Origin of the sequence: Kutzneria sp. CA-103260, from assembly GCF_018263855.1 — a bacterium.
Classification (GTDB): Bacteria; Actinomycetota; Actinomycetes; order Mycobacteriales; family Pseudonocardiaceae; genus Kutzneria.
Genome location: NZ_CP073318.1, coordinates 10047986 through 10068518, shown reverse-complemented (window position 1 = coordinate 10068518; position 20533 = coordinate 10047986). Strand labels below are relative to the sequence as shown.

The following is a 20533-nucleotide window of genomic DNA, read 5'->3' as shown; positions in this document are numbered from 1 at the left end:
GCGCGGAGTTCAGGCGGTGAACACCGTCGGCAGCGGGACCGGGACCGCGGGCGCGACCGTGGCCACGATGGCGTCCAGCACCGCCTCGGTGTAGCCGACGAACAGGTGCTTCGCCCCGGCGAACTCCTGGATCCGGGCCTGCGGGATCACGGCGAACCGCTCACGGGCCGCGGCCGGGCGGAGGTAGTCGTCGAACTCCGGGACCAGGCAGACCAGCGGCTTGTCGGTGCCGGCCCAGGCCGTCAGGTCCTCGGGCCCGCTGAAGCGCAGCGGCGGGGAGATCAACACCGCCCCTTCGACGTCGGACGGGCAGCCGTGCCGCAGCGCCAGGTCCGTGCCGAACGACCAGCCCACCAGCCACACGTCGGGCAGGTTCCGGGCCTTCGCGAAGTCCAGCGCCGACGCCACATCCAGGCGCTCGGCGTCGCCGTTGTCGAACGTGCCCTCGCTGCGGCCCGCGTCGCTGGCCGTGCCCCGGGTGTTGAAGCGCAGCACCGCGATGTCGGCCAACGCCGGCAGCCGGTTGGCGGCCTTGCGGTACAGGTGCGAGTCCATCATGCCGCCGTGGGTCGGCAGCGGGTGCAGGCAGATCACCGTCGCCCTCGGCGCCGCCTCCGCCGGCAGCGCCAGCTCCCCCACCAGCCGCAACCCGTCCGCCGTGGTCAACGTGATCGGCTCACGTCGGGCCGGCAACACCGTGTTGCCGCGAATCTCCGTCACCGAAAAATCGTGCCAGCCCGGCGGGTCCGGGACCGCACAATGCCGGCATGACCTCGACCACGCTGTGGTGGTCGACCAGCCCCGCCGAGCTGAGTTCCGCTGGTCACCAGCGCCGGGAGGTCGGTCTTCGACGGCCCCGGCTGTTCCAGCACGCGGTGTGCCAGTGCCGGCGGTCTTCCACGCCGCCGAAGTCCTCGGCCGGCCAGGCCACCACGTGCGGTGTGCCCGGGCGGATCTCGTGGTCGCAGCCCGGACACCGGTACGTCTTGTCGGAGCCGCCGACCGGCCGGACGTTCCAGTCGCCGTCCGGACCCGACTCCGTCCTGGCCCAGCCGAACGTTGACGGGCGCGGCTCGTCGTCACCCTTCGGGCGCTGGGGGCGGTTTCGGCGGGGCACGGGTCACCAGGCTATCCGGCGACCCTCCCGGTGCCCGACAATGGCCCCATGCCGATCTACGAGTTCCGGTGCCGCGAGTGTGGCGACACGTTCGAGGTGAACCGGCCCATGAGCAGCGCCTCCGACCCGGCCGGCTGTCCCGCCGGGCACGATGACACCGTCAAGCTGCTCACGACGGTCGGTGTGAACACCGGGGCGGCGGCTCCGGCGGGTGGCGGCGGGTGTTGCGGTGGGGGATGTTGCGGGGGTTAGTGGCTTGGGTCTTTTGGGGCGCGGCAGGGGTTCGACGGGTCCGGTTTGGCGGGGATTGGATTTTGGGTTAGCTCCGGGTGGATTTTGCGTGGAGCCTCTGGGCGATGGCAATCGAGGCAATCATCGGGCAGGCTGCGCCTGCCTCGATTCGCCGGACGAGCGTACGCCATCGCCCCCCTCCACGCAAAATCCACCCTCCGAGGTTAGAGGGGGCGGTGGCTGGATTTGCGGGGTTAGGTTTGCGATTATGCATGAAACTCGAATTCACCCGTTAGTGAATCGAGTTCGATCTTTGAGTGGCGTATTCTGGAGGCATGGAAGAACTCACCCGAGAGTTGGAGAGTGGAGAGCCTTGCGGGGCTCTGCTGGATCTGCTCATGGGTGTGGATCTCAACGCTCTGACCGCCGATCAGCAGGTGACGGCGTTCATTGTGGCGCGGAAGATCAAAGCCTTCGTCGATCACGTGCAGCTGTCCATTCTGAGCGGCGTCGAGGACACTGCCGAGCTGGCGATGGCCATCCATGAGCCGGAGCAGTCGGTGGTACGGCAGAAGCGCGGCAGTGAGGTGTTGGACCGGTTGCCTCGGCTGTCGGAGCTGCTGCGGCGGGGAGAGTTGGACCTGCGGCGGCTGGAGACCGTGGACGAGCGGATCGTCAACCTGCCCAACCCCGCCATGATCGCCGAGGTCGAAGACGAACTAGTCGGGGTGGCTTCGGGGCTGACCCGCACGCAGCTCGCCCGGCGGACCACCGCCCTGGTCGCGAAGGTCGACCCCACCGGCTACGACCAGCGCCGTCTGAAGGCCAAGCAGGACCGTCGGGTCGAGTTCACGCCGCTACCCGACGGCATGGCGCAACTGAGGATCACCCTCACCGCACTCGACGCCCGCCAGGTCTACGACGTCCTCACCCAGGACGCCCGGGCCCTGGTCAAAGACGACCGCACCACCGACCAGAAACGCGCCGACGCCTTCCTGGACCGCTTCCTGGGCTACGGCGTCGACCGCAAGGTCAAGGTGCACGTCACCATCTCCCTGGAGACCCTGATGGGCCTGACCGAGGACCCGGGCTTGCTCGACGGCTACGGGCCGATCGCCGCCGACTCGGCCCGCGAGCTGGCCATGCACGCCCCCTGGCGCGGACTCCTGCTGGACCAGTACCGCCGGGCTTCCGAACTGAGTACCGACACCTACCGCCCCACCGCACGCATCAAGGAATTCGCCGAACTCAACGCCGGTGGAGTCTGCTCCGCCCCCGGCTGCACCACCCCCATCCAAGAACTCGACCACACCATCCCCTGGCCCGCCGGCGACACCAACGCCACCCAACTCAAGGGCTACTGCGCCCATCACCACCACCTCAAACACGGCAACCACATCGTGACTCTGGACCAGGACGGGACCCTGCACTGGACCACCCCACTAGGCCGCCACTACACCACTCAACCCCACCAATACTGACCCCCGCCCCACCCGTTCTTTGACAACTCCACAGCGAAACGAACCAAGGGAAACCAAAGCCCGAAAACCCCAAAAACCTGAACCCTAACCCCTCATTCCAACCACACCATCCCTCGACCTCAAGCCTCCCCCACCCCTCTCTCCCCTCCAAAGCCGCCCTAAAAGCAACACCCCACCCAACCGCAACCAACCCACCCACCCCAGCCCCCACCTAACCCGCCCTAACACCACCCAAACCGAGCCAACCTCCCCCACCGGCCCGCAACCCCACCACAGCCTCCGCCAGCTATTCACGATCCCCAAAAACCGGCCGAGCCAACCGAGCCTCAATCTCGTTCAACATCTCGTCCGACGTCCGCTGCGACGCCAACGCGATCAAATGCCCCCGGACGTATTCCTCAACCGATTGCCCAGCGGCGCGGGCCCGAGCCTGGATGGTGTCGTAGGCCCGGGGCGGCAACCCAGTGATGCGCATGATCGTCACGCGCAGAGGGTAGCGAAGCGTCACCCGGTGTAGTCGCGGAACCCCTGGCCGGTCTTACGACCCAACCGCCCAGCGGTGACCAGATGTTCGAGCAGCGGCGCGGGCGCGAACCCAGCCTCGCGGAACTCCAGGTACAACGTGCGCTCGATCGCCAGCGAGACGTCCAACCCCACCACATCGAGCAGTTCGAACGGCCCCATCGGCAACCCGCAGCCGACCTTCATCGCGGTGTCGATGTCGTCGGCCTCGGCGTAGTGCGCCTCAAGCATCTTCACGGCGTCGTTGAGGTACGGAAACAGCAGCGCGTTGACGATGAACCCGGCCCTGTCGCCACAGTGCACAGGCTCCTTGCGCAACCGAGTGCACACCGCATGGGCTGTGGCGACAACATCAGGCGAGGTGGCGATCGTCGACACGATCTCGACGAGCTTCATCACCTGCGCCGGGTTGAAGAAGTGCAGCCCGATCACATCAGCAGGCCGCGACGTGGCGGCGGCGCATTCGATGACCGGCAACGAAGAAGTCGTGGTGGCGAGCACGGCCCCCGGCTTGCACACCTCGTCCAGCGCCCTGAAAACCGCCTGCTTCACGGAAAGTTCCTCGGCGACCGCCTCGATCACCAGATCACAGTCGGCCAGCGCCTCGAAGTCGACTGTGGTGTGGATGCGCCCCAACGCCGCATCCCGGTCGGCCTCCGCCAACTTTCCTTTCGACACAGCCTTGTCCAGCGACTTCCGAATCTTCCCCAGCGCGGCCTCGGCCTTGTCCGCACCACGGGCCCGCAGCACGACATCGTTCCCGGCCTTGGCGAAAACCTCGACGATGCCGGTGGCCATGGTGCCGGTGCCGATCACGCCGACCCGGCGCACCTCCCGCGGGGAACCGCCAACTACCGCCGACACAGCGGAATCCGCAACCACCACAGGCGAATCCGCAGCCTCGTAGGTGTAGAAACCCCGCCCGGACTTACGACCCAGCAACCCAGCGGTGATCATCTGCTTGAGGATGGGCGCCGGCGCGTGCAGGCGGTTGCGGGACTGGTGGTACATCGTGTCGAGGATCTCGTACGCGGTGTCCAGACCGATCAAGTCCAGCAGCGCCAACGGTCCCATCGGATAGCCGCAGCCGTAGCGCATCGCGGCGTCGAGGTCTTCCCTTGTGGCGTAACGACTCTCGTACATCCGCACGGCGTGGTTGAGGTAGCCGAACAGCAGCGCGTTGGCGATGAAGCCGGCCCGGTCGCCGATCACCACCGGCGTTTTTCCCAGCCCGTCGAGGAAAGCGACGGCGTCGTCGACGACGTCGTGCTCGGTGACGACGGTGCGCACCACCTCGACCAGCTTGAGCACCGGCGCGGGGTTGAAGAAGTGCAGCCCCAGCACCTTGCCCGGTCGCCCGGTGTGCACGCTGATCTCGGTGATGGACAGCGACGAGGTGTTGGACGCGAGGATCACCTCGGGCCGCACGATCTTGTCCAGCTGCGCGAAGACCTCAGCCTTGAGCGCCAGGTTCTCCGGCACGGCCTCGATCACCAGGTCGACCTCGGCCAGCCCGGAAAGGCTTGTGGTGCAGGAGATTCGGCCCAGCAGCTCGGCCCGGCCGGCCTCGTCGAGCTTGCCGCCGCTGACCGCGCGGGCGGTGGAGTGCTCGATGTGCCCGCGCCCCTTGGCGATCGCGGCCTCGTCGACCTCGACCGCTACCACGCGTAGCCCGCTGCGCGCGCACACCTCCGCGATGCCGGCACCCATGGTGCCCAGACCCACAATCCCGACGGTGGAAATTTCGCGCGTCACGGCGGACCTCCGGCGCTCGTCGAAGCGGCGTCACTGGCTTGCTACGCGTCAGTAACATCCGAGCTTGGCGGAGATACTGCCATGGCGCGACCGCTCATCCGGGTGAGCTTCGCCACCGAATCGTGCAAGTTGGGGCCGGCGCCGGGAACGCACCACCCAGGATCGACACGCCCCGGCGCCGACGACTCAGGTGGACATGACCGCGGACACGATGATGTTGTCCACGTAGTTGCCGCTCGACTTGTCGAACGCGCCGCCGCAGGTGATCAGCCGCAGCTCGCGCTGCGTGGACGGCCCGTACACGGCCTGGGTCGGGAACTGGTTCTTGGGGATCTGCTGCACCTGGCGCACCACGAAGTTCAGCACCTGCCCGCCCTGCTCGGTCACCTTGGCCACGTCGCCGGGCTTGAGGTCGCGCAGTCGGTTGAAGACGCCGAGCTGCCCGCCGCCGTCCACGTGCCCGAGGATCACGGCCTTGCCGAGCTCGCCCGGCCGGACGCCGAACTTGTACCAGCCGGCCTGCAGCGGCTCGTTGACCGGCGGCACCTGGACGGTCTTGTCCGCGTTCAGTCCAAGTTGGACCAACGAGGAGTGAGCGTTGATCGCGTCCACGTCCACCCGCACCGGCAGGCTGGGCCGGGTCCCGTTGTCGGCGGCCGGCGGGGCCTGTTGCACCGACGAGGACGGGGCGACGGCCGTCTGCTGGCCGGTCACCCCCGGAGCCGACGAGGTCAGCGCCGTGTTCTGGGGCGAGCCGGAGTGGATGATCCCGAACGCGAACGCGGTCAGCGCGACCACCACGGCCAGCGCACCAGCGATGATGTACGCGGTGCGCCGGCCGGACGATCCCCCGTCCCGATGGGGGTTGGGGATGTGCAGTGTCGGCTCCATGCCCTGCCCTCAGCCGCGCTGGACGGCGAGCCGGCGGCGGCGGTTCACCGCGACCCCGACGCCGGCGCCGGCGATCAGCACGATGCCGCCGAGTTCGGCCAATCCGAGCATCCCGGAACCGGTGTCGGACGGCCCTTCGCCACCGGTCTGGGGCGCGCCGCTGGGGTAGACCATGGTGGTCGAAGTGCCCACGGTGGTCGATGTCGTGGTGTTGGTCGTCGTGGTGTTCGTGGTGGTGCCACCACCACCGCCACCGCGGTTGCCGTTGTCCACGTCGATCGAGACGGAGATCTTCTGGTCACCGCAGCGGAAGGAGATGTCGAACCGGCCCGACTTCACGTCGCTGCGGACTCGGGCGGTGGCCTGGAGGTTGAAGTCGTTGCGGCCGGTCCTGACCCATTCCTTGACGTTGTCGAGCGCGGCCGAGACGGCGATGTCGGCGCGGTTGGAGTTGCACTTGGCGTCGAGCTTGATCATGTCGCCGCCGTGGTAGGAACGCTGCGACGGCTCGATCCGCAGCGACGCGTTCCCGTTGTTCCGGTCGTTGCCGGTGTCGGCGTACGCGACCGGCGCCACCGCGACGAGCGTGAGCGCGGCGAGCGCCGCGCCCGCGGCGACCACCCGAGTGACAACCATGAGCAGTCCTTCCTGAAAAGCACTGAGCCGGCCGGTCGGTCGAGCTGCCAGTGACGATCGCCGCCAACTACGCCGCCAGCCGCTCGGACGGTTCAGTGCGTTTCCGGACTACTCCTCGAACTCGATCTCCACCAGCTTGCTGATCCGGCGCAGCGCCTCCGCCGCGTCCGGCCCGTCGGCCACCACCTTGATCGTGTCACCGCCCCGCGCCGACAGGCCCATCAGCGCCAGCACGCTGCGGGCGTCGGCCTGCTGGCCGTTGTGACAGACGGTCACGTCGGCCTTGAGGCTGGCGATCGTGCGCACCAGCAGCGCGGCCGGCCGGGCGTGCAGGCCGACCTCGTTGCGCAACACCAGTTCGACGCTTTCGCCGGCGGCCGGCGGGGCCTGCTCGCCGAACTCCGGCGTCCGCTCGCCGGCGGCCCGGGCCACGGCGGCGAGGTCGCCACCACCCTGCGCGGCGACGGCCGCCGCGACCGCGCCCTCCACCACCGGGGCGTCCACCACCACCGCGTGCAACGGATTCGCATGCGCCTCCACGACCAGGTCGGCGATCATCCGGGCGCTGCCCAGGTCGTAGAGCAGCACCGCGCCGTCGCCGGAGTCAGCCCGCTCCAGCGCGGTGAGCACCCGGTCGAAATCGGTTCCGAGCGAACCGTCCTCCATGCCTCCCGCGGCCCGGATCGCCACACCCGGAGCCATCTGCCCGGCCAGCTCGGCCACGCCCTCGGCCAGTCGGACGCTGTGCGAGACGATCACCAGTCCGACGGTCATGACGCGGCCGCCGAATCAGCCAGCGATCGCAGCAACAACGCCGTCGACCGAGCGCCCGGGTCCAGGTGCCCGGCCGACCGCTCGCCGAGGTAGGAGGCCCGCCCCTTGCGTGCCACCAACGGAATCGTCGACTCCGCACCGGCTTCGGCGGCGGCCGCGGCGGCCGCCAGCACCTCCGCCACCGACTTGTCCTTGACGGCCTCAGCCGCCTCGACCGCCGGTCGGAGAGCGTCGACCATCGTCTTGTCGCCGACCTCCGCCTTGCCCCTCGCAACCACACCGTCCAATGCGGCCCGCAGCGCGACGGCAACCGAGGATCCGTCGACTTCTTCCAGATCCGTTGCCGCGCGTAGGAAAGCCGTGCCGTACAACGGGCCGGAGGCACCACCGACCTTCGAAATCAACGTCTTCGCCACCAGCTTCAGCACCGCCGCCGGACTGCCCACTTCGGACGAGTCCAGGGCCGTCACCACAAAACCGAAGCCACGCTTGAGGTTCTCGCCGTGGTCGCCGTCGCCGATCGCCCGGTCCAGGTCGACCAGCTCGTCCCGGTGCTCGGCGACCACCGCCGCCATCGCCCGCACCGCCGACGCCACATCCGCAGTCGAGCAGCCCATCGTCACATCCCCCAACGCAGCGCCGCGGTGCGCACCGGCGCGTCCCACAGCTCGGCCAACTCGTCGTCCAGCTTCAGCAGCGTCACGCTCATGCCCTGCATCTCCAGGCTTGTCACATACGGGCCGACGAGTCGGCGTTCCACGACAATTCCCTTCTCCGCCAACAGCTTCTCGGCGATGCCGTGGGCCAGGTACAGCTCCACCAGCGGCGTGCCGCCCATCGAGTTGGTGAACAGCAGCACCCGGTCGCCGGCGGCGAAGGGCAGGTCCGCCAGCACCGGGTCGAGCAGCCGGCGCACCAGGTCGTCGGCCGGTTCCATCTTCCTCCGCTCGCGGCCGGGCTCGCCGTGGATGCCGATGCCCAGCTCGTACTCGTCGTCGGCCAGCTCGAAGCTCGGCTGCCCGACATGCGGCACCGTGCACGGGGTCAGGGCCAACCCGAGTGACCGGACGTTGGCCACCACCTTGCGGGCCAAGGCTTCGCACCGGTCGAGGTCCGCGCCCTGCTCCGCCGCCGCGCCAACGATCTTCTCCAGCAACAGGGTTCCGGCCACGCCGCGTCGACCGGCCGTGTACAGCGAGTCCTTCACGGCCACGTCGTCGTCGATCACCACCGTGCGCACGTCCACGTCGTCCATGCCGACGAGCTCCGCCGCGGTCTCGAAGTTCAGCACGTCGCCGGTGTAGTTCTTGACGATCAGCAGCACGCCGGCGCCGCCGTTGACCTGGTCGGCCGCGGCCTGCACCTGATCCGGCGTCGGCGAGGTGAACACCGCCCCCGGGCACGCGGCGTCCAACATGCCCGTGCCGACGAAGCCGCCGTGCATCGGCTCGTGGCCGGCGCCGCCGCCGGAGATGATCGCCACCTTGCCCTGGACCGGCGCGTCGGCGCGCCACACCACGGCTGGATCCCGTTGCACCCGTAGCAGGTCCGGATGGGCCAACGCCATGCCCTGCAAGGCCTCATCGACCACTGTGGACGGGTCGTTGATGATCTTCTTCATCGCGGTGTCCCCTCGCTGCGGCAACCGTCCGGCCCGCCCTTCCTACCCCCGCGAACACATCACACGCCAGCCCGAAATTGCAAGGGTAGGCTCACCTAACATGAGATCCAAGGGAATTGCCGTGCTGGTCGCGGTCGCGCTCACCATGACCGCCTGCGGGCAGGCCCCGTCCTCGGACGGCCGCTCCGAGGTGGCGCAGGGCGGCCCCGGCTTCCTCGACGCCGGCGCCCGCACCGCCAAGTACGGCACGGACGCGCTGCCCGGCGTGTTCCCGCGCACCATCACGCACGCCATGGGCAAGACCACGCTGGACCACAAGCCGACCCGGGTCGTCGTGCTCGACACCGGCGAGCTGGACAACGTGGTGGCGCTCGGCGTGCAGCCCGTCGGCGTGGCCTTTCCCGACGGCTCCCCGGACATGCCGTCCTACATCGGCGACAAGGCCGGCAGGCCGGCCAACGTCGGCAGCACCAACTCGCTCAACCTGGAGGCCATCGCCGCGCTCAAGCCGGACCTGATCCTCGGCTCCAAGCTGCGCGCCGAGAAGCAGTACCCGCTGCTGGCCAAGATCGCGCCCACGGTGTTCTCCGAACGTCCCGGCTACACCTGGAAGAGCGACTTCCGGCTCAACTCGGCCGCGCTGGGCAGCACCGACCAGGCCGACAAGCTGATCGGCGACTACGAGGCCGCGGCCAAGCAGCTCGGCACGGACGCGCAGGCCAAACTGGGCAAGCTGCCGGTGATCTCCATGCTGCGCTTCATGCCCGGCCGGATCCGGCTCTACGCCGCCAAGTCCTTCGTCGGCACCGTGCTGGCCGACACCGGCCTGCCGGTGACCGAGTCCGGCAAGGTCAACGACCTGGCCGTGGAGGTCAGCGCCGAGCAGATCGGCAAGGCCGACGCCGACTGGATCCTCTACGGCACCTACGGCGACCCCGGCAAGACGGGCCAGGCCGGCGTGCTCGGCGGCCCGCTGTGGCCGACGCTGACCGCCGTGAAGGCCGGCCACGCCAAGCCCGTCGCCGACGAGACCTGGTACCTCGGCCTCGGCGTCCTGGCCGCCAGCTCCGTCCTCAAGGACCTCCGCTCGACCCTCCAGGCCTGAGGTCTCCAAGACCTACAAACCTCGTTCTCAGCGGTCTCCAACAGCAGCAAACCCCAGCCTCGGATAGACCAACCGCCCCAGACCCGACAGGGTTTGGGGCGGTTGGCGACTTCTCAGAGGCGGGTTTGTAGGTCTTGGAGACCCAGAAACGTCACTTGCGGCCGTAGCGGAGTTTGACGATGGCCAGCAGCTGGCGGACGGTGCCGGCGCCGCGGGTGAACGACATGGGGTTGAGCAGCCCCTTGAACTTGCGCCGGGCCACCGCCTGCGGGCGGGCGAACTCGCGCAGGCCGTCCTCGCCGTGGATGCGGCCGAAGCCGGAGTCGCCGACGCCGCCGAAGGGCAGCGACGGGATGGCCGCGAACGCCACCACGCCGTTGATCGACACCATGCCGGCCTTCAGCCGGCGGGCCAGCTCCTCGCCGCGGGCCTTGGAGAACACGGTGCCGCCGAGGCCGTACTTGCCGGCGTTGGCCAGCCGGATCGCCTCGTCCACGTCGCGTACCCGGTTGATGGTGACGGTCGGCCCGAAGGTCTCCTCGGTGATCGCCGTCGAGTCCTCCGGCACGTCGGCCAGCACCACCGGCTCGACGAACGGCGGCCGCACCGACTCGACCCCGCCGACCAGGGCCTTCGCACCCTTGTCGAGGGCGTCCTGCACGTGCCCGCGAATGATGTCGACCTGGGACGGCATGGTGATCGGCCCGAGGTCGGCCCCGGGGTCGCCGCCCGGCCGGAGCTTGGCCGCGAGCTTGCGCACGGCGGCGGTGAACTCGTCGGCCACGTCCTCGTGCACGTACACCCGCTCGACGCCGATGCAGGTCTGGCCGGCGTTGGACATCGCGCCCCACACCGCCGCGTCGGCGGCCAGCGACACGTCGGCGTCGTAGTCGACGATCAGCGCGTCCTTGCCGCCGCACTCCACCAGAACCGGCGTCAGCGACTCGGCGCAGGCCGCCATCACGCGCTTGCCGGTCGCGGTCGAGCCGGTGAAGGCCAGCTTGTCCACACCGGACCGACACAGCGCCGAGCCGGTCTCGCCGAAGCCGGTGACCACGCTGAGCACCGGGTGCTCGGGCACGATCTCGGCCAGCGTGTCGGCCAGCCAGGTGCCGACACCGGGCGTCAGCTCCGAAGGCTTGAACACCACGGTGTTGCCGGCTGCCAGCGCGTAGGCGATGGAACCCATCGGCGTGAACGCCGGGTAGTTCCACGGCCCGATCACACCGACCACGCCGACCGGCAGGTACTCCAGGGTGGCGGACTGGTTGGACATCAGCAGCCCGGCCGGCACGCGGCGCTTGCGCAGCACACGCTCGGCGTTGCGGGCGGCCCAGTGCAGGTGGTCGATGACGAGCACCATCTCCAGCTTGGCGTCCGCGGCCGGCTTGCCGGTCTCGGCGCTGATCAGGCCGGCCGCCTCGTCCAGCCGCTTGACCAGCAGCCGCCGCCAGGCGTCCAGCCGCTCCTTGCGGCCGGCGAAACCCAGCTCCTGCCACCAGTTGACGGCCCGCCGGGCCTGCGCCACCGCGTCGGCGACCTGTTTGGCGCTGTGGATCGGGTGGTGGGCGACGACCTCTCCGGTGCGCGGGTCCAGTGAGGCGAACCGCCCGTCACCCGAGGTGGTCACCGCACTGCTCTCCGGCGCTGTCTGAGTCATCGACCCTCCCGGCATTGGGCACTCAGCTTGTTACTGAAGAGTACGCAAGGGGACCCGTCCCCGTCAGCACCCATTCTCCCGGCGATGTCGCGCCGCCGGGAGAGTGAATCAGGATTTGGGCAGCTTGGTCGTGACGATCTTGCCCGCGGCGACGGCGCGACCGCAGGTGTCGACCCCCGGCGTCTTCTGCCCGTTGCCCACGTAGACCGTGACGACCTCGCCCTGGCTGCCCGAGATCGGGCGGTCGGCCCACTGCACCGTGCACGACGGGTAGGACGTCGAGCTGTCGGACTGGTAGGCGGTGACGCCGCCCAGGTCGACCGGCGTCGGCGGCTTGTCGAAGCCGGGCACGGCCGGGTTGCCGGCGATCTTGGCGTAGATCTCCAGGGTGATCCCGTTCTGCCGCCAGGCGCAGTCGTGCAGCGACTCGGAGTCCAGCCGTGCCTGGGGCCCGACCAGCGCGGCGACCGTCGCCTGGTCGACCAGCGTGCACGGATCGACGGCGGCCATCACGCTGCCGCCGGCCGGCAGCTGCGGCGGGGCGGTGCGGATCCGGGCGATCACCGCGGTCAGCGCCTGCTTGCCGATGCCGCACGGGTCGCCGCCCTTGGCGTCGACGCGGACCACGACGGCCCGGCTCGGCGCGTCCTGGGTGACGGCCTTCTCCGTGCAGCTCGCGTCCTGCTTGGCCGCCAGCACCCGCAGGCCGGCCAGCGCGAGCGCGTCGTGGTCCAGCTCGGGCACGGCGTCGCCGAGCGTGACCGAAACCGTCACCTGCTGCCCGTTCACGGTGACGCCCGCGTGGCACCCCTGGAAGGCATCGCCCGAGGGCTGGCCGCTGGGAGTGCCGATGTCGCCGAGCAGCCTCGCGTCGAGCAGCCCGCACGGGTCGACCGCACGCAGCTTCGCCTCGGTGAGTGCCGGGTCCACCGGCCCCGCGTCGGCGCCGCTGGTCGGGGCGGCGACGGTGGTGCGCGCGGACACCGAGCGGGTCGTGTCGACACCGGAGGAACAGGCCGTGAGCACGACGGCGGCCGCGAACACGGCGCAGGCGAGGCGGAGCACGGGTGCACGGTAGCGACCTGCGGCGATCCGTGTGACCTGAATCCCGTGATCGGTCTCACCGAGAGTTTCGGGAACGATTCAGAAGATCAACACGTCATACCCAGTGCAAGGTTCGAGAGACAGACCCGGAAGGGGACAGCAGTGATCAAGGTTCTGCGCAAGCAGGCCCGCAAGGCGGCTCGTCGGTTCGACGCGTGGACCGTGGAGGCGTTCAACCCGGTGTACCCGCACCGGCACAGCGGCCGGCGCTGAAGTTTCCCTCAGCACCGACCGCCGTTGGTAGATCAGTTCTCGCCGGCGCCAGTGGCGTCGTCGGCGGGCTCGGTCTCCGTCACCACGATGGGACGCAGCCGGGCCCACAGGGCGAAGGCGATGCCCACCAGGAGCATCACGATCCCGCCCCACAGGTTGATGTTGATGCCGTCGGACTTGTCCAGTCCGGCCTGGCTGGTGAAACCGATGCCCATCACGGTCAGCACCGCGCCGTAGACCACGAACAGCAGGGCCAGCACGTAGCGGAGGTCGAACAGCCCCGCGCGCTGCTTCTTCACAGGCTCGCTCATCGGAGTGTTTCCTCCCTCACCAGAAGATGATGTTCAGGACGGCCGCCAGCGCCAGCACGCCGACGCCCAGCACGACCGGCTTGCGGTACCAACCGGCGTTCTCGCCGGTGTCGGAGTGCTTGAGGCTGTCCCGCGGCGTCAGCGACCACACCAGCCCGACCAGCTCCGAGTCCGGCTTGGGCGCGGTCACCAGCGTGACCAGCACGCTGACCACGATGTCCATGATGAACGCCGCGCTGGCCGCCACGAAGCTGGCGCCCTGGCCGGACAGCGTCAGCGCGCCGGTCCGGTTGAGGACGTCGATGGTGACCGCGGACAGCGTGCCGACGATCAGGCCGACACCGCCGGCCATCGGCGACATGCGCTTCCAGAACATGCCCAGCAGGAAGGTCGCGAACAGCGGCGCGTTGAAGAAGCCGAACAACGTCTGGAGGTAGTCCATGATGTTGTTGAACTGCCCGGCGATGAACGCGGTGCCGATCGCGATGACGCAGCCGACGATCGTGATCGTCCGGCCGACCCGCAGGTAGTACTCGTCCGGCTTGTTCTTGACGACGTAGGTCTGCCACAGGTCGTAGGTGAAGACCGTGTTGAACGAGCTGACGCTGGCCGCCATGCCGGCCATGAACGCCGCGACCAGGCCGGTGATGGCCACGCCCAGCATGCCGTTGGGCAGCAGGTCGCGGATCAGCAGCTCGATGGTGTTGTTGTAGGTCACGCCGTTCTGCAGCGTGCCGCCGCTGGCCTTGAACGCGGCCAGCTCGGGCGAGATCACCGCGGCGATCATGCCCGGGATGAAGATCAGCAGCACGATCAGCGTCTTCGGGTACGCGCCGATCAGCGGCGTGCGCCGGGCCGCCGACATGCTCTTGGCCGACAGCGCCCGCTGGACCTCGGCGAAGTTCGTGGTCCAGTAACCGAAGGACAACACGAAGCCGAGGCCGAACACCAGGCCGATGACCGAGAGCACGCTGTTGGAGATGCCGGTCAGGTTGGAGCCGGGCCAGGAGTGCAGCTCGGCGGCGGCGTCGGAGTTGGCCGCGGTGATCTTGGCGACCAGGCCGTTCCAGCCGCCCACCTTGTACAGGCCGACGATGGTCAGCGGCAGCAGCATCGCGACGATCACGAAGAACTGCATGACCTCGTTGTAGATGGCCGCGGACAGGCCGCCCAGCGTGGTGTACGCCAGCACGACCGCGGCCGCGACGATGATCGCCACCCAGGTCGGCCAGCCCAGCAGCAGGTTGATCACGGTGGCCAGCGCGAACAGGTTGACGCCGGCGATCAGCACCTGGGCCAGCGCGAAGCTGAGGCTGTTGACCAGGTGGGCGAACCGGCCGAAGCGGCGGAGCAGGAACTCCGGCACGCTTCGCACCTTGGAGCCGTAGTAGAAGGGCATCATCACCAGGCCGAGGAAGACCATGGCCGGGATGGCGCCGATCCAGTAGTAGTGCACCGTCGGCACGCCGTACTGCGCGCCGTTGGCGGTCATGCCGAAGATCTCGACCGCGCCCAGGTTCGCCGAGATGAAGGCCAGGCCCGTGACCCAGGCCGGCATCGACCGGCCGGACAGGAAGAAGTCCAGGCTGGAGGACACCGAGCGGCGGGCCAGCGCGCCGATGCCCAGGACCAGGACGAAGTAGAAGCCGAGTAGGACGTAGTCCACGGGTCCGGCGTCCAGCCGGAGGTTCGCGTCCGCAAGGACGGTCACCGGCCCCACCTCCACACATCGAACAGCACCGAACAGCATTCACCACCATGTGGCGGAAGCGAACGTTACCGCACAGTCAAGTGGCGGTGAACAGGTCGAAACCCAGCTGTTGTATTTGTTGGAAAGTCACACTAAATGACCATGGGTGTACCCGCACGGCGACACCCGGTCACGAGTCGATCACAGCTCGCGGCGGAGCAGCTCCGCGACCTGGTCAAGATCACTCCGGGTAGCCGCCCGAGCGCCGCCGTGCAGCGCGAACCCGTCCTCGAGCATGCGCGGGATCACGTGCAGGTGGACGTGAAAGACGGTCTGTCCGGCCGCCCGGCCGTCCGCCAGCACCAGGTTGACGCCGTCGGGCCGCAGACTCCGCCGGATCCGCGCGGCCAGCCGCTGCGCCAACGGGAACATCAGGGCGCCCGTCTCCTCCGGCAGCTCCGCCAGGTTCGTCGCGTGCCGCTTGGGCGCTATGAGCAGGTGGCCCCGATTGACCGGCATCAGGTCGCAGAAGGCGATCAGGTGCTCGTCCTCGTGCACCACACTGGCCGGCGCGACACCGGACACAATGGCACAGAACACGCAATTCGGGTCCACAGTGGACGCCTTTCCGGCAGTGACAGACTGGAGGCCGTGCCGGAGCCTCTCACGTTGGTCACCGCCCTCACGTCGTGGACGGCCGACCCGGTGTCCCTGCTGGTGCTGGTGTTGCTCGGCGGTTGGTACGGCCGGTCCGTGCGCCGCCACGGCCACTGGCCCCGGGCCCGGGTGATCGCCTTCTACGCCGCGGGCCTCGGTGTCTACGCCATCGCCACCCTGTCCAGCATCGGCGTCTACGCCGACACCCTGTTCTTCATGCGGGCCGCGCAGATCATCCTGCTGCTCATGGTCGTTCCGTTGGGCCTGGCGCTGGGCGCCCCGTTCACCCTGCTCCGCGACACCGGACCTGGCTGGCTCGTCTCGCCGCTGCGTTCCTTGCTGCACGGGCCTTTCGGGAAGGTCATCGCCTTTCCCGCCACCGCCTCCGCGCTGCTCATCGCCACGCCGTGGCTGCTCTACTTCACCGACTGGTACCCGACCGTGCTCCGCAACGGCGTGGTCGACGAGCTCACCCGCCTGGCCCTGCTCCTGATCGGTCTTGTTTACTTTTGGAGCCGTTTGCAGCTCGACCCCGTGCCGCGGCGCTTCCACCACCTGGTGTCCGTCTGGATCACCCTGGCCGAGGTCGTCTGCGACGCCGCCCTGGGCCTGACCCTCTGGTTCTCCGGCCACATCGTCGCCGAGTCCTACTACCAGGCCCTCGGCCGCACCTGGGGCCCCGACCTGCGGCTGGACCAGACCTTCGGCGCCGGCGTGCTCTGGATCGTCGGCGACCTGGCCGGCCTGCCCTTCCTCGGCGCGCTGGTCAACCGCATGACCAAGGAGGACGCCAAGCAGGCCAAGGAGATCGACCGCGTGCTGGACGAGCGGGAGGAGGCCGGCGAGGACTCCACCCGCCCCTGGTGGGAGTCGGACCCGACGCTGTCCGAACGCTTCCGCCGCGGCTGACTCACTTTCCGAGGCTGCCGCAACGGCCGGACACTTGCGCCACTGTTCCGCCCGGCCGACCGGCCCCTGCCTTCCTCTCGGCCGCGCTTTCCTTCTCTCCCGCGGAGTTCCCGCCCGATGGAGGGTTGTTCGAGCGGGAACCCACGGGCCGCCGGTCAGCCGGGGTTGTTCACCGCCTGCTCGGCGTCCGGTAGGTAGTCCTTGTAGGCGCCGCTCTCCCAGGTGGACCACTGGTCCCAGGCCGTGCCCTGGCTGGAGATGTCGTAGGCCGCCTTGGCGTTCTCGGTCGGGTCGAACGCCTGCTGCTCGCTCACCTCGGGGTGCCAGTAGTCGTTGATCTGCCACAGGCCGCGGTCCCGGGTGCAGTTCTCGTTGACCAGCAATGCCTTGGTGAAGCCGCTGCTCTCGGCCAGGGCCACCGCCACCGCGTCGACCAGGCCGTCGCCGGTGAACCCGGTGTCCTTGGCCAACTTCGCCAGCTGCTTGGCCGACAGCTGGTCGCCCTCGCTCTTGCTCACCGACTTGCAGGTCTTGTGCTCGACCGGCGCCGATGCCTGCACCGAGGCCGGCGGCGCCGCCGCCCCCGGCACCATGCCTGCGAGCACCGACGCCGCCGTGATGGCGGCCAGCCGGGACAGCGCTTCAATCACCTCGGGCTCCGAACTGCCGACGGGAATGTGAACACGTCCAGCTATGCCAACGTTTCACCGGCCCCGCCAGCATCCTGTCCCGATTCGGACGGAAACCCCTGACCACGCAACCAAAACCGCTGGACCACCTAGTGAATGAGTCCCGGTTGCCCCGTCGCACAATTGTTGCACAACCACGACATCCGGGTCACTCAATCGTCAGTGGCGGGCATTTCCCGGTCGCACGGAGTCATCCGAGACGGGAATCGATCCACGCGGTGACGCGGGACAGCGCCGGGGCTGCGAGTGGGGTGCCGAGATTGGTGAAGGCGTGTGGGCAGCTGGGCCAGATGTCGAGGTCGGCCTGGTTGTGGGCGAGCTGCCAGCGGGCGGCGAGGAAGGCGGAGTCGTCGACGAGGGGGTCGAGTTCGCCGGCGGTGAGGAGGGCCGGGGGCAGGCCGTGGAGATCGGCGAACAGGGGCGAGAAGGAGGGGTCGCGGAGGCGGGCCGGGGAGCAGCCGGGAAGGGCGATGGCGACAACGCTGTCGAGGGTGCGGCGGCCGAGGACGAGGGTGGAGTCGTCGGCGGCGCGGGCGCTGGGGGTGTGGGAGAGGTCGAAGACGCCGCTGTCGAGGTGAATGCCGACGACGCGGGAGAAGCCGGGTTCGGACCGGAGCCGGAGGAGGGTGGCGGCGGAGAGGTGGGCGCCGGCGGAAATGCCGCCCAGCAACAGTTTCTGGCCCTGGTACTGAGAAATCGTCCAGCGGGCGGCGGCGAGGCAGTCCTCGATCTGGTCGGGCAGGGTCACGTCGGGCACGAGGCGGTACTCGGGGCTGACGACGACGAGATTGCTGGCGCGGGCGAGGGTGTCGTTGACGGCGTCGTCGTCCTCGGGCCGGCCGGCGGCGAAGCCGCCGCCGTGGATGCGAAGCAGCACGCCGCGGGGCTCGCCGGCGGGAACGAAGATCCGCAGGCGGATTTCGCCGGCGGGGCCAGGGATTCGACGTTCGACGGGGCTTAGCTCGGTGGCGGGTGGCGGGGGCGAGCTGATCAGGCGCAGGGTGGCCAGGCCCTCCTCAGTGCGTACGTCCGGATGCGGCGCGGCGGCGAGAATCTTGTTGGCGGCCAACTGTTCCGCGAGCAGACCGGGGTCCACGGAGATCATCGCCGCACCTCGCTCAGGGGGTCGATGTCGGCAGCGGTGGCGGTGTCATGGTCGGTGGAAACGCTGAGGTCACGCCACTTCGCGTCCTCGGCGGCCCGAGTCTGGGCGGCCAGGGCGGCGTACTGCACGGCGTCGCTGCCCAGCAGCAGGCGAACTGGCGGCTCGGGGAGATCGGCCACCTGCAACACAACCTGTGCGACCTTCACCGGATCGCCGGCCGGCTGGAGGTCGGTGCTGCCGAACATGGCGGCCAGGGCGCCGACAGTCGGCTGGTACGGCGGGCTGATCGGCGGCACGGCCATCGAGGAGCCGGCCCAGTCGGTGCGCATGCCGCCGGGCTCCAGCACAGTCACCTTGATCCCCAGCGGCGCGACCTCCTGGGCCAGCACCTCGGAGAAGCCGCCGACGGCCCACTTTGCCGCCTGGTAAGCGGAAAGTCCGGGCGTCGCGGTCCGCCCGCCGAGCGAGGAGACCTGGATGACGTGCCCGCTCCCCTGCGCCCGCAGCACGGGCAGGGCCGCCTTGCTCACGTTGACCACGCCGAGCAGGTTGGTGTCCAGCTGGGCCCGAAAGTCCGCGGCCGTGATGTCCTCGACCGACGCCAGGTTGGCGTAGCCGGCGTTGTTGACCACCACGTCCAGCCGGCCGAATGCGTCCACGGCCGCGCCGACCGCGCGCTGGGCGCCCTCGGCGTCGGCGACGTCCAGCGCGATCGGCAGCACGCGATCGCCGTACTGCTCGACCAGATCGGTCAACTGCTCCGGGCGGCGCGCGGTGGCGGCCACCCGGTGCCCGGCGGCCAGGGCCGCCAGCACGATTTCCCGGCCCAGTCCCCGAGAACTACCCGTGACGAGAAAGACCTTGGACATGACCACCCCTTATTGAGTGAACGTTCATTTGATACTTGGAACGCTAGCTCCACCCGGAATCACAGTCAAGTGAACGTTCATTCAATAGTGTCGAGCATCACGACCGGAGCAACGCGACCCCCGGACGGAGCAGTGGACACGACCCCGTCCGGCAGCGGAGTGCGGTCGACATGATCCGATCGGCTATGCCTGCTGTGACTGGGTTACGGCTGATCGGCGGCTGGGTATCTGATCCAATAGGGCGCACTGCGCGTATGACTCGCTGTCCCGACACCGTGAGGAGCCCATGGCCGACTACGGCATCGATGTCAGCGGCTACAACACGATCACCAACTGGTCGCAGGTCCGCGGCGGCGGCAACGCTTGGACCTGGACGAAGGCGACCCAGGGCGACTACTACACCAATCCGCTGTTCGCCGGGCAGTTCGCCGGATCGGCGGCGGCCGGGCTGATCACCGGGGCGTACCACTTCCCGGACCCGAACGTCAGCGCGGCGGCCAACGTGAGCCACTTCGTGTCGGTGGCGGCCCCGCTGGGCGCGTTCCACGGCGGCGCGATGCTGCCGATGCTGGACCTGGAGGACTCGCCGACCGACGGGATCACCTGGAATGCCAGCAGTGTCAACGGATTCGTGCCGGCCTTCCGGGACGCCCTGCGCGCGGCGACCGGCCAACGGAAGCTGTGCGTGTACGCCCCGCAGAGCTGGTGGGCCAGCGGCATGATGCGCCCCGGCGACTGGGCCGACGGCGACATCTACCTGTGCGCGGCCCGGTACGGCGTGAACCCGGGCGACGTTGGCTGGTCACATCCGCGACTGGCCGTGCACCAGTACACCAACGCCGCGCCGACCCCCGGTTCGGCGCGCCCCACCGACCGCAGTGTCACCGTCGGCGCCTTCGACGCCGCCGCCCTGACCATCGGAGAGGACGAAGAGATGGCTGGCTTCTGGTTCATCGGCAACACCGAGACCGGGGACGTGGCGCTGCTCTACCCCAACGGCGACTTCGTCGGCGTCGACGGCAGCAACTGGAGCGCGGTCGTCGCGGCCAACCAGGTGCCCAAACTGGACGTTCCGCCGGGCGTCTGGAACGACATGGTGGGCCGGCGCAAGGCCGAGCTGGAATTCCTGGGCGGCGTGATCACCGGCAAGCAGCCGTCGGCCACGCCGCCGGCGACCCAGAACGGGCAGTGAC

22 protein-coding genes are annotated in these 20533 nt (G+C 69.2%); 5 read left to right on the top strand and 17 right to left on the bottom strand.

Features of this window, described 5'->3' with window-relative positions; translation table 11 throughout:
- Nucleotides 1–9: 9 nt before the first annotated feature.
- Nucleotides 10–720 carry an alpha/beta hydrolase gene (locus tag JJ691_RS45155; RefSeq protein WP_249227439.1) on the bottom strand — a complete coding sequence of 237 codons (711 nt, stop codon included), beginning with the start codon at nt 718–720 and terminating at the stop codon, nt 10–12.
- A 103-nt stretch (nt 721–823) separates the two neighbouring features.
- On the bottom strand, nt 824–1117 hold the full coding sequence (locus JJ691_RS45150; protein WP_211765534.1) for a hypothetical protein: 294 nt from the start codon (nt 1115–1117) through the stop codon (nt 824–826).
- Between the two features lie 48 nt (nt 1118–1165).
- Here JJ691_RS45150 and JJ691_RS45145 point away from each other — a divergent pair, with 48 nt between their 5' ends.
- Nucleotides 1166–1369: an FmdB family zinc ribbon protein gene (locus JJ691_RS45145; protein ID WP_211765533.1), complete on the top strand. Its 204-nt coding sequence runs from the start codon at nt 1166–1168 to the stop codon at nt 1367–1369.
- A gap of 314 nt (nt 1370–1683) precedes the next feature.
- Nucleotides 1684–2829: a DUF222 domain-containing protein gene (locus JJ691_RS45140; RefSeq protein WP_211765532.1), complete on the top strand. Its 1146-nt coding sequence runs from the start codon at nt 1684–1686 to the stop codon at nt 2827–2829.
- Nucleotides 2830–3115: 286 nt separating this feature from the next.
- On the opposite strand, the gene JJ691_RS45135 is transcribed toward JJ691_RS45140, so the two are convergent.
- The 7 genes from JJ691_RS45135 to dhaK form a co-directional block, all read right to left on the bottom strand.
- On the bottom strand, nt 3116–3313 hold the full coding sequence (locus JJ691_RS45135; RefSeq protein ID WP_211765531.1) for a hypothetical protein: 198 nt from the start codon (nt 3311–3313) through the stop codon (nt 3116–3118).
- Nucleotides 3314–3333: 20 nt separating this feature from the next.
- Nucleotides 3334–5106, bottom strand: coding sequence for a 3-hydroxyacyl-CoA dehydrogenase family protein (locus tag JJ691_RS45130; protein ID WP_211765530.1), 1773 nt, complete (start codon nt 5104–5106; stop codon nt 3334–3336).
- Nucleotides 5107–5292: 186 nt separating this feature from the next.
- Complete coding sequence (locus JJ691_RS45125) at nt 5293–5997, bottom strand: class F sortase (protein WP_211765529.1); 705 nt, start codon at nt 5995–5997, stop codon at nt 5293–5295.
- Nucleotides 5998–6006: 9 nt separating this feature from the next.
- Nucleotides 6007–6633 carry a hypothetical protein gene (locus tag JJ691_RS45120; protein ID WP_211765528.1) on the bottom strand — a complete coding sequence of 209 codons (627 nt, stop codon included), beginning with the start codon at nt 6631–6633 and terminating at the stop codon, nt 6007–6009.
- A 108-nt stretch (nt 6634–6741) separates the two neighbouring features.
- On the bottom strand, nt 6742–7407 hold the full coding sequence (gene dhaM / locus JJ691_RS45115) for a dihydroxyacetone kinase phosphoryl donor subunit DhaM (RefSeq protein WP_211765527.1): 666 nt from the start codon (nt 7405–7407) through the stop codon (nt 6742–6744).
- Nucleotides 7404–8024 (bottom strand): dihydroxyacetone kinase subunit DhaL, encoded by a 621-nt coding sequence (dhaL, locus tag JJ691_RS45110; protein WP_211765526.1) that lies wholly within the window; start codon nt 8022–8024, stop codon nt 7404–7406. The genes dhaM and dhaL overlap by 4 nt, the downstream gene beginning before the upstream one ends.
- Nucleotides 8025–8026: 2 nt before the next feature.
- A complete protein-coding gene (dhaK, locus tag JJ691_RS45105; RefSeq protein WP_211765525.1) occupies nt 8027–9028 on the bottom strand; it encodes a dihydroxyacetone kinase subunit DhaK in 1002 nt (333 codons plus the stop codon).
- Between the two features lie 100 nt (nt 9029–9128).
- Between dhaK and JJ691_RS45100 the strand changes: the two genes are divergently transcribed.
- Nucleotides 9129–10133 carry an ABC transporter substrate-binding protein gene (locus JJ691_RS45100; RefSeq protein WP_211765524.1) on the top strand — a complete coding sequence of 335 codons (1005 nt, stop codon included), beginning with the start codon at nt 9129–9131 and terminating at the stop codon, nt 10131–10133.
- Nucleotides 10134–10284: 151 nt separating this feature from the next.
- Here JJ691_RS45100 and JJ691_RS45095 read toward each other — a convergent pair whose 3' ends face one another.
- From JJ691_RS45095 to JJ691_RS45075, 5 genes are all read right to left on the bottom strand, one after another.
- Complete coding sequence (locus JJ691_RS45095) at nt 10285–11793, bottom strand: aldehyde dehydrogenase family protein (protein ID WP_211765523.1); 1509 nt, start codon at nt 11791–11793, stop codon at nt 10285–10287.
- Between the two features lie 108 nt (nt 11794–11901).
- Entirely contained in the window at nt 11902–12858 is a 957-nt protein-coding gene (locus JJ691_RS45090; RefSeq protein ID WP_211765522.1) for a hypothetical protein, read from the bottom strand.
- Between the two features lie 284 nt (nt 12859–13142).
- Nucleotides 13143–13421 (bottom strand): hypothetical protein, encoded by a 279-nt coding sequence (locus JJ691_RS45085; RefSeq protein WP_211765521.1) that lies wholly within the window; start codon nt 13419–13421, stop codon nt 13143–13145.
- 16 nt (nt 13422–13437) lie between these two features.
- Nucleotides 13438–15132 (bottom strand): sodium:solute symporter family protein, encoded by a 1695-nt coding sequence (locus JJ691_RS45080; RefSeq protein WP_211765520.1) that lies wholly within the window; start codon nt 15130–15132, stop codon nt 13438–13440.
- 180 nt (nt 15133–15312) lie between these two features.
- The gene (locus tag JJ691_RS45075) at nt 15313–15711 is read right to left on the bottom strand and encodes an HIT family protein (RefSeq protein WP_256449322.1); all 399 of its coding nucleotides are present in this window, start codon (nt 15709–15711) and stop codon (nt 15313–15315) included.
- Between the two features lie 51 nt (nt 15712–15762).
- Here JJ691_RS45075 and JJ691_RS45070 point away from each other — a divergent pair, with 51 nt between their 5' ends.
- A complete protein-coding gene (locus tag JJ691_RS45070) occupies nt 15763–16677 on the top strand; it encodes a cytochrome c oxidase assembly protein (protein WP_249227437.1) in 915 nt (304 codons plus the stop codon).
- Nucleotides 16678–16832: 155 nt separating this feature from the next.
- On the opposite strand, the gene JJ691_RS45065 is transcribed toward JJ691_RS45070, so the two are convergent.
- The 3 genes from JJ691_RS45065 to JJ691_RS45055 all read right to left on the bottom strand — a co-directional run bounded on the left by JJ691_RS45065 (nt 16833) and on the right by JJ691_RS45055 (nt 19340).
- On the bottom strand, nt 16833–17327 hold the full coding sequence (locus JJ691_RS45065) for a hypothetical protein (protein WP_211765518.1): 495 nt from the start codon (nt 17325–17327) through the stop codon (nt 16833–16835).
- 229 nt (nt 17328–17556) lie between these two features.
- Nucleotides 17557–18471 (bottom strand): alpha/beta hydrolase, encoded by a 915-nt coding sequence (locus tag JJ691_RS45060; RefSeq protein WP_211765517.1) that lies wholly within the window; start codon nt 18469–18471, stop codon nt 17557–17559.
- Nucleotides 18468–19340 (bottom strand): SDR family NAD(P)-dependent oxidoreductase, encoded by an 873-nt coding sequence (locus JJ691_RS45055; protein WP_211765516.1) that lies wholly within the window; start codon nt 19338–19340, stop codon nt 18468–18470. The genes JJ691_RS45060 and JJ691_RS45055 overlap by 4 nt, the downstream gene beginning before the upstream one ends.
- Before the next feature lie 286 nt (nt 19341–19626).
- Here JJ691_RS45055 and JJ691_RS45050 point away from each other — a divergent pair, with 286 nt between their 5' ends.
- Nucleotides 19627–20532, top strand: coding sequence for a glycoside hydrolase family 25 protein (locus tag JJ691_RS45050; protein ID WP_211765515.1), 906 nt, complete (start codon nt 19627–19629; stop codon nt 20530–20532).
- The last annotated feature ends 1 nt before the right edge of the window (nt 20533 follow it).

Bases quoted from the DNA above. Each gene is read 5' to 3' on its own strand.
- JJ691_RS45145 (WP_211765533.1), top strand. From the start codon at position 1,166: ATGCCGATCTACGAGTTCCGGTGCCGCGAGTGTGGCGACACGTTCGAG.
- JJ691_RS45140 (WP_211765532.1), top strand. From the start codon at position 1,684: ATGGAAGAACTCACCCGAGAGTTGGAGAGTGGAGAGCCTTGCGGGGCT.
- JJ691_RS45125 (WP_211765529.1), bottom strand. From the start codon at position 5,997: ATGGAGCCGACACTGCACATCCCCAACCCCCATCGGGACGGGGGATCG.
- JJ691_RS45120 (WP_211765528.1), bottom strand. From the start codon at position 6,633: ATGGTTGTCACTCGGGTGGTCGCCGCGGGCGCGGCGCTCGCCGCGCTC.
- dhaM (WP_211765527.1), bottom strand. From the start codon at position 7,407: ATGACCGTCGGACTGGTGATCGTCTCGCACAGCGTCCGACTGGCCGAG.
- dhaL (WP_211765526.1), bottom strand. From the start codon at position 8,024: ATGGGCTGCTCGACTGCGGATGTGGCGTCGGCGGTGCGGGCGATGGCG.
- dhaK (WP_211765525.1), bottom strand. From the start codon at position 9,028: ATGAAGAAGATCATCAACGACCCGTCCACAGTGGTCGATGAGGCCTTG.
- JJ691_RS45100 (WP_211765524.1), top strand. From the start codon at position 9,129: ATGAGATCCAAGGGAATTGCCGTGCTGGTCGCGGTCGCGCTCACCATG.
- JJ691_RS45095 (WP_211765523.1), bottom strand. From the start codon at position 11,793: ATGACTCAGACAGCGCCGGAGAGCAGTGCGGTGACCACCTCGGGTGAC.
- JJ691_RS45085 (WP_211765521.1), bottom strand. From the start codon at position 13,421: ATGAGCGAGCCTGTGAAGAAGCAGCGCGCGGGGCTGTTCGACCTCCGC.
- JJ691_RS45060 (WP_211765517.1), bottom strand. From the start codon at position 18,471: ATGATCTCCGTGGACCCCGGTCTGCTCGCGGAACAGTTGGCCGCCAAC.
- JJ691_RS45055 (WP_211765516.1), bottom strand. From the start codon at position 19,340: ATGTCCAAGGTCTTTCTCGTCACGGGTAGTTCTCGGGGACTGGGCCGG.
- JJ691_RS45050 (WP_211765515.1), top strand. From the start codon at position 19,627: ATGGCCGACTACGGCATCGATGTCAGCGGCTACAACACGATCACCAAC.